The following is a 15332-nucleotide window of genomic DNA, read 5'->3' on the forward strand; positions in this document are numbered from 1 at the left end:
GTCTATACCACCTTAAAAATCGTTAATGCACCCACCGGATATACGTTCAATTCCGGCTAGATCCTGTTTGCTGTGCACCGCCTTGAAACCGGCCTGCTGCAACATGTGACGTACCTGTACAGCTTGATCCCAACCATGCTCCATCCAAAGCTGCCCTGAAGGCAACAAAAATCGCGAAGCACCGTTAATAATAGTCTGCAAATCAGTCAAACCATCTGCCCCATCACTTAGCGCCATATCTGGCTCAAAGCGCACGTCACCCTCTGATAGATGGGGATCATTTGCCGCAATGTAAGGGGGGTTGGAGACAATTAAATCAAAACCTTCAACGCCTTGCAGTGCATCGTACCAACTCCCTGCAAAAAATTCGACTTTTGCACACAAATCGTGGGAGTTTTTAGTCGCCATCAGTAAGGCATCAGCACTGAAATCGGTGGCTATCACCTGAGCATCGGGGCGTGCCAATGCAATAGAAATAGCCACAACGCCACTGCCTGTACCTAAATCTAACACACGTGGTTGCGACTTGCCTGCTAGGCAACTCAACGCGTGTTCTACCAAGGTTTCGGTATCGGGGCGCGGAATCAACACATGCGGCGACACACTAAATCTGTGGCCCATAAACTCACGCCAGCCCACCAAATACGCCATTGGCGTGCCAGCTAAGCGCTCTTGTTCTAGCTGCGCATACGCTTGCACAGCGGCGTCTGGTAGCTCGTCGGTATCATGCGCAATCAACCATGCGCGGCTCACGCCCAACACATGCTCCCAGAGCATTTGTTGCTCCAAACGGGGAAGCTGTGATGCGCGCTGCCAAGCACGTACTGTATTCATTATGCGTTGGCCAAGGCCGCCAGCTGTTCAGCTTGGTGCTCTGCCAACAAGGCGTTGATCACTTCTTCCATATCGCCTTCCATGATGTAGCCCAGCTTGTACAGCGTCAGGTTGATACGGTGATCGGTCACGCGGCCCTGTGGATAGTTATAGGTACGAATACGTTCGGACCTATCCCCTGTACCCACCAGCGAACGACGCTGATCAGATTCTTTCTGTTGTTGCTCGCGCAATTGCTGATCTTTCAACCTTGCCGCCAAAACCTGCATCGCTTTATCGCGGTTACGGTGCTGGGAACGGTCATCCTGACATTCCACCACTACGCCTGTAGGCAAGTGAGTAATACGCACAGCAGAGTCGGTTTTGTTCACGTGCTGACCACCCGCACCACTGGCGCGGAAGGTATCAATACGCAGGTCATTACTGTTGATCACAATGTCAGAGGCCTCATCGGCTTCGGGCATGATCGCAACGGTTGCAGTAGAGGTATGCACACGGCCTTGGGCTTCTGTCTCCGGCACACGTTGTACTCGGTGAGCGCCAGACTCAAACTTCAACTGACCATACACGCCATCGCCTTCAATACGTGCGATCACCTCTTTATAGCCACCCATTTCCGCATCGTGTGCAGAAATCATTTCCACGCGCCAGCCTTTTTGTTCAGCAAAGCGGCTGTACATACGCAACAAGTCGCCCGCAAAAATGGCACTTTCATCACCACCCGCACCGGCGCGAATCTCTAGATAAATACCACGACCATCATCCGGATCTTTAGGCAGCAACAACAACTGCAGCTCGTCTTCGAGCGCAGCAATGCCATCGCGCGCAATACGGAACTCTTCTTCACCCATTTCACGCATTTCAGGGTCACGCATCATTTCTTGTGCGGTTTCCAGATCGCCCTCGGTGGCTACATAGCGATTAAAGGCTTCCACCACGGGCTCCAACTCGGAGCGCTCTCGCGACAATTTACGGAAGCTGTCCATATCTGAAGCCGTTTCAGGCTCAGATAACAGGGCATCCACTTCAATCAACCGGTGAGCCAACTGCTCCAACCGGGTACGCATAGAATCTTTCATAAGGCAGGGATAGTGTGTGAAAACGGTAGGGACCAAAGTACGGGCCCGTGCAGAGTTGCCTGCTCACAGCCCAAGAATGAACGCAATAGAGCGTCGCTACCGGCGACGGTGCGAATCAGGCAATAAACGCGGCAGCATATCCAACAACTGGTCACGTTGCGGGCCTTCGCTGCGGTTCAATTCGGCCATGGGGCCGTGCAGGTACTTCTGTGTCAGGCTATGAGCCAGCCACTCCATCACCTCTTCAGGTGATTCACCGCGTGCCAACATACGACGAGCACGATCCAGCTCAAGCTGGCGTAACTGATCAGCATTACGCTGTACATCAATCAGCGTAGGCACAATTTCGCGGTTATATAACCAGTGCATAAAGTTTTGCACTTGGGTATCAATAATTGCTTCGGCTTGAACGACAGCCGCTTTACGCGCATCAGTACCTTGCTGCACGACACGGCCTAGATCGTCCACTGAGTACAAGTACACATCAGACAGGCGTGCCACTTCAGGTTCTATATCGCGAGGTACGGCTAAATCCACCATCACCATAGGACGGTGTTTACGTGCACGAATCGCCCGCTCTACCATCCCCAACCCCAGGATGGGCAAGGAACTGGCCGTACAGGACACAATAACGTCGTATTGATCTATATGGTCGGGCAAATCGGACAGCTTCATGGTTTGAGCTGAAAAGCGATTTGCTAGGGATTCTGCTCGATCCAAACTACGGTTAGCTACACACATGGATTTGGGGCTAGCCGCCGCAAAGTGTGTGGCACAGAGTTCAATCATTTCGCCAGCACCGATAAACAGTACTTTGCTATCGCCCAAATTACCAAACACACGCTCAGCCAACCGCACCGCTGCAGCGGCCATAGAAACCGAATGCGCACCAATCGCGGTTTGCGAACGTACTTCTTTAGCAACAGAAAATGTGCGCTGGAACAACTGGTGCAACAACGTGCCCAGTGCGCCTGCTTCTTCGGCGGCTTTCACTGCGTCTTTCATCTGCCCCAGAATTTGGGGTTCGCCCAACACCATGGAATCTAAACCACTGGCCACACGGAAGGCGTGACGCACGGCACCATTTTGTTGATAACGATAAAGATGAGGAACCAGCTCGCTGGATTTCAGGCTGTTAAATTCAGCCATCCACTCAGGCAAACGCTCAGCCACGTGTGGCTCAGCTGCACAGTAGATCTCTGTTCTATTACAGGTAGACAGAATGGCAGCTTCGCTAACGCTCTTTCCAAAGGCCGAGCGCAGGCCTTCCAGGGCGGGCCGAAGCACGTCCATAGGAAACGTCACTCGCTCACGCACAGCAACAGGTGCGGAGACGTAATTCAGACCGAAAGTAAGAACGTCCACTGACTTGAGCCAATAAGGATAATTTAGGTATGGAGCATATTATAAGCGCCCGCAGCCTAGAACCCAAACCAGGGCTTTGTAAATGCCGCTTCCCTGAGGCAAATCAGGTCTCCAGTAAAATTTTTGTTGCAGGGGGTTTACAAACCCAAACTGCGTGCTATAATTATTTTCTTCGTGGCCTTGTAGCTCAGTCGGTAGAGCAGAGGATTGAAAATCCTTGTGTCGGTGGTTCGATTCCGCCCAAGGCCACCACGAATTAAAAAAGCCCAATCTTCGGATTGGGCTTTTTGCATTTCTTTATCACGCACTGATCATCTCACTGCCCCACCGTCCAACGCAGCCTCCAGCACTCTGGCTACGTGTACCACAGCGCGTTGCGCGCCATCTTGGATTTGGTGACGACAACTGGTGCCATCTGCCACAATCAATGTGGCGTCGTCTGCTTTACGTACAGCAGGCAACAACGATAGCTCAGCCATTGCCATCGATGCCTCGTAATGCTCTGCCTCATAGCCAAAGCTACCCGCCATCCCACAGCACGATGACTCCACCACCTCTACCTGCGCATCGGGGATCCACCTCAACACCGTCTGCACTGGCGTAAACGCATCAAACGCTTTTTGATGGCAATGGCCATGCACAAGAATTTTCTCGTGTTGCAACGGTTTCAAATCCAAAGCCAAACGTCCAGCCTTGTGCTCTGCAACTAAGAACTCCTCTAACAAAAATGACGCCGATGCTAGTTTTTGTGCCGCCTCACCATAACCATAATTCAGAAACTCATCTCGCAGTGACAACAAACACGATGGTTCTAACCCAACCAACGCTACACCACGCTCCACAAAGGGTAACAATGCTTCGAGAGTACGAGTCGCTTCTGCTTTAGCTTCATCTACCATCCCAGCAGCCAAGTACGTACGGCCACAACACAGGGGTCGTTCGCCGGGTGGCTGGCTGAAATGCACCTGGTAACCACTGGCCTCTAATACACGCTGCGCTGCCCGGGCATTGTCTGGCTCCATGTAATTATTAAACGTATCCACAAATAGCAGCACTTCTTTGGTGGTGGCCGCTGAGGTTGCTTGGGCCTGAGACAAGAACGAACTGTGAAAGCGCGGTAATGATCGCTGTGTGGACAGCCCCAAGCGATTTTTTACCCAACCAGACAACACCGGAATACGCTCTGCCGCTGCCAACACACCGCCCCACTTACTGGCCCATGGAGCATACGCAGGCAACCGGGCAATTAATCGCTCACGTAAACGGGTGCCGTGCCGTTTAGACCATGCCGCACGCGCTTCAATCTTGATCTTTGCCATATCCACACCCGTAGGGCAATCGCGCTTGCACCCTTTGCAAGATACACACAAATCCAAGGCCTCTTTTACCTCAGGGCTTGCTAACCCCTCATCGCCCAGTTGGCCTGAAATAGCAAGTCGTAAAGTATTAGCACGCCCCCGCGTCACGTGTTTTTCGTCGCGTGTAATACGGTAGCTAGGGCACATAGTACCCGCATCAAATTTACGGCAATGGCCATTGTTATTACACATTTCCACCAGCTTGGCCAACCCTCCTGTTTGATCTCTCCCGCTACCTACCTCGCCTTCTACACCAGTCAGTGGGTCACGCGTTACATTCCACGTAGACCAATCCAACGCGGCTTGATAAGGCAATTCCCGGTAGGTCTGAGGAAATCTGAAGTTTCGCTCATCATCCATTTTGGGAGGTCGCACTATCTTCTCGGGATTAAAGCGATTATCCGGGTCAAATAACTGCTTAATCTCACCAAATGCGGCATTCAGTGTAGGACCATATTGCCAAGCCACCCATTCTCCACGACACAGCCCATCCCCATGCTCTCCAGAGTAAGCACCTTTGTATTTACGTACTAATTCCGCTGCCGCCTCGGCAATTTTGCGCATGTCTTTTGCCCCGCCATGGCGCATATCCAAAATGGGCCGTACATGCAATGTCCCCACACTCGCGTGTGCATACCACGTACCTTCTGTACCGTACTCATGAAACACTTCCGTGAGCTGGCTGGTGTACTCGGCCAAATGTTCTAGGGGCACGGCACAATCTTCGATAAATGAAACGGGCTTACCATCCCCTTTCATACTCATCATGATGTTCAGGCCCGCTTTGCGCACATCCCACAACGCCTTTTGTTCGGCAGCACTGGGCATTTCCACCACAGAACCCGGCAATCCCAGATCTGCCATCAGCTCAACTAATTTCGCTAATTTTTGTAACTGAGCAGCCTTTTCTTCCCCTGCGAACTCTACCAATAAAATGGCGTCAGGCTGGTCCACCAAGGCTTTTTCTATCACAGGTTTAAACGCCGGATTGCTCATGGCCAAACCAATCATGGTGCTGTCCACCAACTCTACGGCTACTGGCCCTAACTTCACAATGTGCTGCGTCATGTCCATGGCTTGATAGAAGGTAGGAAAATTCACCACCCCCAATACTTTATGCACAGGCAACGGCTGCAACTGCAACGTAATATACCGGCTATACGCCAATGTTCCTTCTGAGCCCACCAATATATGCGCTAAGTTCGCGACCCCATCGTCGGTGTAAGCACGAGGGTTCTGACAATCAAAAATATCAATGTTGTAGCCCGCAACCCTACGTAGCACCTTGGGCACACGCTCTATAATTTCTGTGCGCTCACGTCTGGCAATAGCCTGTAAACCCGCGACGATATCGCCTATGCGCCCCTGCGTTACCATCTCGGGCAACCGCGTAAAATTCCCTAAAGTGCCATCGGCTAATTCAGCCTCTATACCCATTACGTTATGCACCATGTTGCCGTACTCAATAGAGCGCGATCCACACGAGTTATTCCCTGTCATCCCACCTATGGTGCATTGCGCAGCGGTTGACACATCCACCGGAAACCATAACCCATGCGGTTTCAACCACGCATTTAAATGGTCTAACACCATGCCAGGCTCAACCACAATGGTTCTGGCCTCTGCATCAAACGCCACCACCTGATTGAGATATTTGGTGTTATCAATGATCAGAGCCTCACCAACGGTCTGACCACATTGACTGGTCCCCGCACCACGCGCCAAGACGGGCAGGTTGTGATGCCGTGCTATAGCCAACGCCATACTCAAATCATCTTGATCCCGTGGCACCACTACCCCTAGAGGCATAATCTGATAAATAGACGCATCCGTGGCGTACCTGCCCCTATCTGCGCGACTAAATAAAACGTCCCCACGTAATTCTTTGCTCAACTGAGCCTCAACGCTAGACCCAATGCGCCCACCAGATGGCACCAAATGAACAGCCTGCTCTTGCATAGGTATTCCTGTTGTAAATAAAGAGGGGGTTAAATAATTTCAAACGTAATGGGCGGCAAGTGTTGAATTTGCCCTCTCAGCACCCCTTTGGCTTCTGGGAAAAACATGCCGGTATAAGAACCCGTAGTAATCACGGTGCCTGCTCGCAACGGCATACCTTGTTCTTGGCTATGCCTCACCACCCAATGCAATAACCGCCGCGGGTCACCCGCAGGGTTAACTCCTGTACTGTTAAAAACTTCTGTACCGTTGAAGGTTAACGACGCCATGGGCTGAAGGAAGTCAAAGTCCGGGTCGTAGGCCACCAAGTCACCCACAATAAGCGCGCCATGATTTTGGAAGTCGGCGAGCTGCATGAGCTTGGGTACATCCGGCCATCCTGCTAATCGGCTAGACACTATCTCTACCGATACCCCCATCGCATCAATAGCAGCCAAGACCTCATGCTCTGTAGCCATGCTATCGGTAGGCAAAAAATCGCGCCCCAAGGTAAACAGTAGTTCTAGCTCTACACCAAAGGCGGAAAAACGATTACGCGGCAACACGGCTGCACTAGGAAACACCCCCCGCCTAGGCAGGGGGGCTCCTTGAATAACACCTGTTGCAGATTTAGCCCCTACCTTCCACCCTCCCACTTGCTCTTTAGCTAAGGCCAGCACTTGTCGCTGGGTGGCATACGCCTGCTCTGCATCAATAGGCTCAAGCAATAGCGGCACCGCAATTGTGTGTGTGGGATCTTCATGCACAGCACCTAATAGCGATGCCAGTTGCTCTGACGTAGTAGATAGGTTCTTCATCTCTTTTCCTTAAAACGATACGCGCTGTTAGCTACCCACTTTAGTGGCTGTTGGATGCTCTATATCTGCAGAGGCGGCGTGGAATTTATTGTCGGGCTGTAGTCGGGCAGCTAAGAACACCCCTATACCCATCAACACCATGCTGCCCACGAAAGGCAATTCCCAGTTACCCGTAATATCGATCAGGTAGCCAGACAACACTGGGGAGATAATCGCGGCCAACGCCGAGCCAGAGTTCATCATCCCGCTCGCCGTACCCGAATGTTCCGGTGCAATATCCATAGGAATGGCCCACATAGGCCCAATGGTCATTTCGGCAAAGAAAAAACCGGCTCCCAAACATAAAATGGAGACATACAAATTATGGGTAAACAGCAAAGGCAACAACGACAGTAGCGTTAACAACATGCACACCGATACCATGTAGCTACGTGCTTTTTTGAGGTTTCCGGATTTCTTCAAGATACGGTCACTGACGATGCCGCCCAACGTATCACCCACAACCCCGGCAAAGAAAACACTGGAAGCAAAAAGCGCTGATTTTTTGATATCTAAGTCGTAGCTGTGTAAGAAGTATTGGGGAATCCATGACAAAAAGAGCCATAGTGTCCAGCCATAGCAGAAGTACACAATACTGACTGGCAACATACGGCGAAACAGCGGCCCCCAGGGCACTTGGGTGTTTTTCTTCTTAGGTGGTGGCAATTCCGCCAGTTCTTGAGCCGTAATGCGCGGGTGTTTTGCAGGGTCTTCCGTAAACACGAAGGCCCACACCACCACCCACAGCAAGCTAATCACCCCAAAAATATAAAAAGACTCACGCCACCCGTATACCGCCATGATGTACACCACGGCGGCTGGTGCTACCGCATTCCCTATACGTGCAAACGCATGGGTAATACCCTGAGCAAAACCACGGTTTTCCTTAGAGACCCAGCGGGACATGGCTGACGTAGCGGCAGGGAACGTCGCCCCTTCACCTAGCCCCAATAGCAAACGGGCTACCAATAGCGAAACCAATCCGCCAGCGAAGCCCGTCAAAATGGTGGCAACAGCCCAAATTACCCCGCACCAGATCAAAGTTCTACGTGCACCAAACTTATCGCTTACCCATCCTCCTATGATTTGAAACACCAAATAGGGATACGCGAAAGCAGAGAACACCAAACCAATTTCTGTTTTACTGAGATTAAACTCTTCCCCAAAACCCGCTGCCGCTGTACTCACGTTAACGCGGTCTAAATACGTAATGAAATACATCAGGCACAGCATCATTAGGACGACAGTAGTCGCCCGCATGCGTAAAAACTTCATTTTTGTCTCCTGTATCACCCGTGATTTGGATATCTAGCATCCGTCCTCTATGGGACTTCAGCACGGGTTATGGCATGTATATCGTTCCGACGCAGACGTATCGCTGCGTCGGCTCTCACTGCTATTAACTACTTATGAAACGCATGAATTAAGCCACCATCCGTTCAGGGCTTTTATTACGCATTAATGCTGTCATTGCCGCCTGAACACCGCTGCCAGCCAATTTCACACCAGCTAACTGCAAGCCCATTTCGCACCCTGTTAAGGTCGCCATGAGCGTCAGATCATTTGCCTCCCCCAAATGACCAATACGGAACATCTTGCCTTTCATTTTCCCTAGACCCGCTCCCAGCGACATGTCGAAATTCTGGTAAATAATCTTGCGTACAGCATCCGCATCTATGCCTTCAGGCATCATTACCCCTGTCAGCACAGGTGAGTACGCTTCTGTATCCACACATTGAATTTCTAGCCCCCACGCTTTCACTGCTTGGCGGCAGGCATCCGCTAAACGCTGATGGCGCGCAAAGGTGTTGTCTAAGCCTTCGCCCATGATCATGTCCAATGCTTCGGCCAAACCAAAAAGCAAGTTGGTGCTAGGCGTGTAAGGCCAATACCCCGTGGCATTCATAGCGATGATGTCTTCCCAACCCCAAAACGCTTTGGGAAGTTTTGCGGTTTTGCTAGCGGCTATCGCTTTTTGAGAAACCGCATTAAAACTAATGCCTGGTGGCAGCATCAGCCCCTTTTGAGAGCCTGAAACCGTGACATCCACCCCCCATTCATCGTGCCTATAGTCTGCGGATGCCAAACCCGAAATGGTGTCTACCATCAGTAAAGCCGGGTGGCCCGCTGCGTCTATGGCTTGACGTACCGCTGCAATATTGGAGGTCACGCCGGTAGAGGTTTCGTTATGCACCACGCACACTGCTTTGATTTGATGAGTGGTGTCCTGCCGCAAGCGCTCTTCAATCATCTGGGCTTGCACACCACGCCGCCACCCCTCTATACCCGGCAGCCCTAAAAACTCTGTTTTTAACCCTAATGCTTCCGCCATTTTTTTCCACAGCGTCGCAAAATGACCCGTTTCGTACATCACCACATGATCACCAGGGCTCAACGTATTCGTCAGCGCAGCCTCCCAAGCCCCTGTACCTGAGGCTGGATAAATCACGACTGGCTGCTCTGTTTTAAAAATCTTCTTAATTCCAGACAACACCTGAAGACCTAAAGCGCCAAACTCGGGGCCCCGGTGATCAATAGTGGGATAACTGACTGCACGCAAAATGCGGTCTGGCACTGGGCTAGGACCAGGAATTTGCAAAAAGTGTCGACCTGCAGGATGAAAATCCAGTTTTAGCATTATTGCCTCCATAAGATCTGGATTATTAATTATGTATTTTGCATACAAAATTAATCTAACAGTCGAATACACAAGCGTAAAGAACTTTTTTGACATGACACCCGATACCTTTGGTACAGAGGAGGCCTAAAAAATTCTGTAATCCATTGAATAATTGAAAGTAATTGATAAATAAAACATGCAAACCGTAGCATTTCTCATTTAGCTAAGTCGTATAGCGAGGTGGTAAACTTAGACAAGAAACAGTACGAAAAGGATTTTTAATGCAAAATCAAGAGACCGACACGGCTATCACTCAAGCAGTCAGCCCTAACGTTCCTAAGCTAGAACGTCAGCACTTACACGACACCGTGGTTGAACACTTGCGTAATCTGGTCGTAGAAGGCGTATTGCCTCCTGGCACCAAACTCAATGAGCGCGAGCTATGCGAAACCATGGGTATTTCGCGTACCCCTCTACGTGAAGCATTAAAGGTACTAGCCGTTGAAGGACTCATTGAGATCTCCCCCAACCGTGGCGCTTCTGTGTACAAAATGACAGAAACCGAAATTTGGGAAACGTTTGAACTGATGAGTGGCTTGGAGGCGCTGGCCGGAGAGCTAGCATGCGAGCGCATTACCGCTGTTGAAGTTGCTGAAATCAAGGCATTACATTACGCCATGCTAGCCTGTAAGGCACAAGGCGACTTACCCGGCTACTACAGCCGCAACCAAATCATTCACAACAAAATCAGTGAAGCATCGCGCAACTCTGTACTGCAACATACGTACTTGAGTATGAACCGACGCTTACAAGCACTGCGGTTCAAGTCCAACTTTAAACATGACAAATGGGAAAGCGCTGCACACGACCACGATGAAATGATCAAAGCTCTGGAAGCTAGAGACGGCAAACGGCTTGCTGCCATCTTGCGCCAACATTTATTAGATAAACGCGATGCCGTTATGGATATGCCTACTCCATAACCCTCTTCTTTACGCTTACTTGCTTTTACTTACGTCGGTTTACGTTACCATCTACCTAATCAAGTCACTTTATGTCGTTAAGGAGAGCAGGTTATGAATTTCCACGCAGATTGGACAAGCACACTCACAGAACTAGGTCTGACTTCCGTTATCGCTGAACTGTCTAGCGAAGAAGGTATTGCACGCAACGGTAACCATGTTGTTGAACTGCTGAAACGCAAACTCGTTGAACTACGTAAAGTGCCTAGCGAAGAACAAAGCAAAGGTCATAGCCACAATCTGCACGTGCTGAGCGAAATCATTGATACCGTAGAAAAAACCATGCGCAAGCAAGGCAACTAATACCTACCGGTACGAGCAGCACGTAACAAAACAGCCCAAAGGCCAATAGGCTTTTGGGCTGTTTTGATCATGACGTATAAAAAAGCACAGACACTCTGTGCCTTCAGACTTACATATCTTCTTTACGTACAGGCAGCGGCTGGCCAGCCAAGGTTAAGGTGCGCTCAAGCAACTGCTCATAAATAGGTCTACCGCCCAAACTTGCGGCAACCACGGATGCACTTAACGCTGCCAATAAACTAGGCAAAGCCAAACTGTATGTACCCGTTAGTTCTATCACCAGCACCACCCCCACCAAGGGTGCACGAATGGTACTGGCAAACATACCCGCCATCCCTGCCACCGCAAAAGCAATAGTCGCATCAGGCGGCAAGGTCATCACTTCGCCTAATAACGTGCCAAGAAATACACTTAAGGTCGCAGACAAGGCCAGAATGGGCGCAAAAATACCGGCTGGTGCACCGAGGGAGTAACTGGCCGTTGTCATAAAGAATCGTACCAATACCAACAAACCCAGCAAGCCTATGCTAATAGAGTGATTAGCAATAAATACGGCCAGGTTCTCACCACCGCCTGTGGCCTGTGGAAAACTTAGTACCAGTGGCCCAATCAGCAAACCCATCAATGCGGGTAATAGGTACGGCGACACCGATAGACTGATACGGCGAGAGAGGTCCAACCCCATCAAAATAGTGCGGTTAAACACCACCCCAGCGCACCCCAGAATCATGCCTAACACGACAAAGACAGGCAACATATACATGGGCATAGCGACGCTAGCCATTTGCATAAACGGGGTAGAGCCTGATACCAACATGGTCATGACCGCACTGGAGCCACACGCAATCAATACTGCACAGTAGGCACGCACACTATAAGGAAACACATTGCGTGCTTCCTCGATCACAAATAAAGCTGACGCCAAAGGCGCATTAAAGGCAGCCGTTAGACCCGCTGCTGCACCGGCTCCCAGCAATGCTCTGGCCTCTTTAAATCGTTGCCCCAGCACTTGTGCAATGGATGCTCCCATGTGGATAGTAGGCCCTTCTCGCCCACCAACCAAACCCGCTCCCAGCGCCATCAAACCGCCCACAAACTTAACTGGCAACACTCGTTGCCAGCGTACGGTACGCAGCCCCGCCATAGCGCCTTCTACTTCTTGTACCCCTGAACCGCTGGCTTCCGGTGCAAATTTACGTACCAAGGCCACAGCCCCACAGAACATGACTGCACAAAACACCGCCATACCCACGTACTGCCATATACCTTCTAGCCCTAACCACTCAGGTAGTAGATGCACACGTTGTTGTGAATGCCCTACCAACATGTGAAACACCGAGCCCAACAAGCCCGTTAAAACGCCAATCAGTACGGCGACGAAGTAATACGCCAAGGTCTCTTTTTGCGTGGAAGTAGCTGTAGATTGCGTAGCCATATGGAGTAATGTCGGCCTTAGTTCTCAGGATAAAAGCGGAGCAGCCGCCTGAGCAGCTACGATGTGTAGCGTCAGAACAGCACCTTGTTTACGAGGGTGAAATCCTACCTGCAACAAATGGCGCAATTATTGAGGCGTGCGCACAAACCACACTATACCGCTATACGGCGCTGTGCATAGGTTTGCCGTGCACTCTTCACATTCATTCAGATTTGTATCGCCCCTCCTCTGCCTCTCATAGCCCTAAATAACGCATGGTTATTAATTATCGTATTTCAATATAATTAATGAAAATCATTATCATTTCAATTCAGAGAACAAGGGGAAGAAAGTGGCATCACGTCAATGCTACGCCATCTGGCTGGGGATCGCGGGCTTGGGCTGCGCACCACTACTACATGCCGAAGAGGATAAATCGGTACGTAGCTTAGAAGCCATTGAAGTCAAAGCAAACCATTTTTTAGAGTTAGCACCTGCTTATGGCGGCAACCATCTGGCCACAGGCGGCTCCATCGGTTTGCTAGGCAATCTGGATAATATGGAAACACCGTTCAGCACGGTGAACTACACCAGCGCCTACATTGAAGACCAGCAAGGTCAAGAACTGCGCATTCTGATCAGTAAGAATGATCCATCCGTCCAGACCCCAGGCTCAGGCGGCACAGCAGGTAAAGACACCATCTACATTCGTGGTTTCTCGGCAGGCGATGTATACCTTAATGGCATGCAAGGCTTAACCAGCGGCAGACGCGTGATGGCCATGGCCGAACGTTTAGAAGTGCTCAAAGGGCCCTCGGCCCTACTCTACGGCATGAATGCCAGTGGCGATGTGGGCGGTTCTATCAACATGGTGACCAAACGTGCCACCGTAGACCCCATCACCAACTTTACCGCTACCTACATGGCCCCTTCACAGTTTGGTGGCCATCTGGATTTAGGCCGACGTTTTGGTGAGAACAATGAGCTTGGCCTACGTCTAAACACCGTATTTAAAGACGGTGAAGGCATGGTAGACCACCGCAAAAACCGCGATAAGTTTGTTTCACTAGGGGCAGATTACAACGGTGGTGCCTTCCGTTTAAAAACCGACTTTTATCACTTGGACGAGTACATTAGCGGGGTAAACCGCGGTATAGGTCTGGCTAAAGAGTTGCAGAAAAACCCACTACCCACAGCACCTAAAGGGGATGTGTTGCTGAGTGCACCATGGGCGTCCGCACAAATACGCGAGAACACCGCCATGGCGCGTGCTGAATATGACTTCAACGAGCAAGTCAGTGCCTATGCCTCGGTGGGGTATAGCGAATCCAGCATGCACAACTACAACACCAAAGGCAGTACGCTGCTGAACGACCAAGGCGACTTACGCCTTAAAGTGACTCGCCGTCACAACCAAAGTCGTAACGTAGCGGCCAATACGGGGTTGTTCTATGAGTTTGATACAGGTGGGATAAAACACAACCTCAGCATGGGCGTAGATTGGTATCGCCAAAACAGCCGTATATCGAATACTGCCCTAAAAGGCTGGACGGCAGACATCAACATCTACGATCCCGTGTATCCAGAGCGTCCTAACTTTGCGCAAGCACCTTTAGGCCCTGCCACGATCACCGAACTGTACAGCTTTGGGTTGGCCGATACGCTCTCTTTTGCCGACGACCGCTTTAGATTGATTTTGGGTTTACGTCACCAGACCGTCAAAACCCATAACCGATCCTCTGGCGTACGCTACGATAAAAGTGCGCTTACCCCTGCAGTTGCTGGCGTATGGCGCTTAGATGAAGACTGGATGGTTTACGCCAACTACATTGAGGGCCTCACCAAAGGCACACAAGTGGGTGACGACTACTCCAACGATGGTGAGATCTTCCCCCCACAGCGTACTAAACAACATGAAATTGGTTTGAAGTACGACTCTGGTGACTACGCCATTACAGCTGCGTTGTTCCAGATCACTCAACCCAACACCTATGAAGTGCCAGGCCCTGCAGGCGAGAAACCGTCACTTAGCTATGGCGGTGAACAGCGTAACCGTGGTGCGGAAATTCAGGTAGTAGGCCAAGTAACACCTGAGTGGCGTCTGACAGGTGGTGTCGCGTATTTGGATCCGCGCTATCACAAAACCAGTGATGAGGCCTCGTACAACAAGTACGTGACCAACCTATCGCGCTGGAGCGTCAAGCTGGGCGCAGAATGGGAGCCATCCTTCTTTGAGGGCTTCACTCTAAGCGCACACTTGTCGTCACAATCCAAACAGTATCTGGACAAATCCAACAGCTACTATGTGCCTGGAGTAACCACTTACGACGTAGGTGCTCGCTACCGCACATCCTTAGCTGGTAACCCGCTCACCTTGCGTCTGAGCATTGAAAACCTGACCAACAAAGCCTATTGGGTCGCCCCTCTCAGCCAAGGTCAAGGCTCACCACGTACGGTATTACTATCGGCCACGATGAACTTCTAAGCCTGATCAGTTTTACAGCATAGAGTGAAATAAGCAGTAGCCCCAAGCAAGGTTGCC

At 50.7% G+C, this 15332-nt stretch carries 11 protein-coding genes and 1 tRNA gene; 4 read left to right on the plus strand and 8 right to left on the minus strand.

Annotation, left to right across the window (positions count from 1 at the left end):
• Positions 1-12 precede the first annotated feature (12 nt).
• From prmC to hemA, 3 genes are all read right to left on the minus strand, one after another.
• Positions 13-834: a peptide chain release factor N(5)-glutamine methyltransferase gene (gene prmC, locus ACLPHM_RS13145; RefSeq protein WP_430221684.1), complete on the minus strand. Its 822-nt coding sequence runs from the start codon at positions 832-834 to the stop codon at positions 13-15.
• Positions 834-1913: a peptide chain release factor 1 gene (gene prfA / locus ACLPHM_RS13150; RefSeq protein WP_430221685.1), complete on the minus strand. Its 1080-nt coding sequence runs from the start codon at positions 1911-1913 to the stop codon at positions 834-836. The genes prmC and prfA overlap by 1 nt, the downstream gene beginning before the upstream one ends.
• A gap of 96 nt (positions 1914-2009) precedes the next feature.
• A complete protein-coding gene (hemA, locus tag ACLPHM_RS13155; protein WP_430221686.1) occupies positions 2010-3278 on the minus strand; it encodes a glutamyl-tRNA reductase in 1269 nt (422 codons plus the stop codon).
• Between the two features lie 176 nt (positions 3279-3454).
• Between hemA and ACLPHM_RS13160 the strand changes: the two genes are divergently transcribed.
• Positions 3455-3530 (plus strand) — tRNA-Phe (locus ACLPHM_RS13160).
• A gap of 59 nt (positions 3531-3589) precedes the next feature.
• Here the strand turns inward: ACLPHM_RS13160 and ACLPHM_RS13165 are convergent.
• From ACLPHM_RS13165 to ACLPHM_RS13180, 4 genes are all read right to left on the minus strand, one after another.
• Positions 3590-6595 (minus strand): FAD-binding and (Fe-S)-binding domain-containing protein, encoded by a 3006-nt coding sequence (locus ACLPHM_RS13165; RefSeq protein ID WP_430221687.1) that lies wholly within the window; start codon positions 6593-6595, stop codon positions 3590-3592.
• Positions 6596-6624: 29 nt separating this feature from the next.
• Positions 6625-7392, minus strand: a complete 768-nt coding sequence (locus ACLPHM_RS13170) for a 2-keto-4-pentenoate hydratase (protein ID WP_430221688.1) — start codon at positions 7390-7392, stop codon at positions 6625-6627.
• 27 nt (positions 7393-7419) lie between these two features.
• Positions 7420-8706, minus strand: coding sequence for an MFS transporter (locus ACLPHM_RS13175; RefSeq protein ID WP_430221689.1), 1287 nt, complete (start codon positions 8704-8706; stop codon positions 7420-7422).
• A gap of 148 nt (positions 8707-8854) precedes the next feature.
• The gene (locus tag ACLPHM_RS13180; RefSeq protein ID WP_430221690.1) at positions 8855-10069 is read right to left on the minus strand and encodes a pyridoxal-phosphate-dependent aminotransferase family protein; all 1215 of its coding nucleotides are present in this window, start codon (positions 10067-10069) and stop codon (positions 8855-8857) included.
• 263 nt (positions 10070-10332) lie between these two features.
• Between ACLPHM_RS13180 and ACLPHM_RS13185 the strand changes: the two genes are divergently transcribed.
• Positions 10333-11034, plus strand: coding sequence for a GntR family transcriptional regulator (locus ACLPHM_RS13185; RefSeq protein WP_430221691.1), 702 nt, complete (start codon positions 10333-10335; stop codon positions 11032-11034).
• A 93-nt stretch (positions 11035-11127) separates the two neighbouring features.
• The gene (locus ACLPHM_RS13190; protein ID WP_430221692.1) at positions 11128-11376 is read left to right on the plus strand and encodes a hypothetical protein; all 249 of its coding nucleotides are present in this window, start codon (positions 11128-11130) and stop codon (positions 11374-11376) included.
• A 109-nt stretch (positions 11377-11485) separates the two neighbouring features.
• On the opposite strand, the gene clcA is transcribed toward ACLPHM_RS13190, so the two are convergent.
• Positions 11486-12811, minus strand: coding sequence for a H(+)/Cl(-) exchange transporter ClcA (gene clcA, locus ACLPHM_RS13195; protein WP_430221693.1), 1326 nt, complete (start codon positions 12809-12811; stop codon positions 11486-11488).
• 331 nt (positions 12812-13142) lie between these two features.
• Here clcA and ACLPHM_RS13200 point away from each other — a divergent pair, with 331 nt between their 5' ends.
• Positions 13143-15275 (plus strand): TonB-dependent receptor, encoded by a 2133-nt coding sequence (locus ACLPHM_RS13200; RefSeq protein WP_430221694.1) that lies wholly within the window; start codon positions 13143-13145, stop codon positions 15273-15275.
• Positions 15276-15332 lie beyond the last annotated feature (57 nt).

Origin of the sequence: Paenalcaligenes sp. Me131, from assembly GCF_050487225.1 — a bacterium.
Classification (GTDB): domain Bacteria; phylum Pseudomonadota; class Gammaproteobacteria; order Burkholderiales; family Burkholderiaceae_B; genus Paenalcaligenes.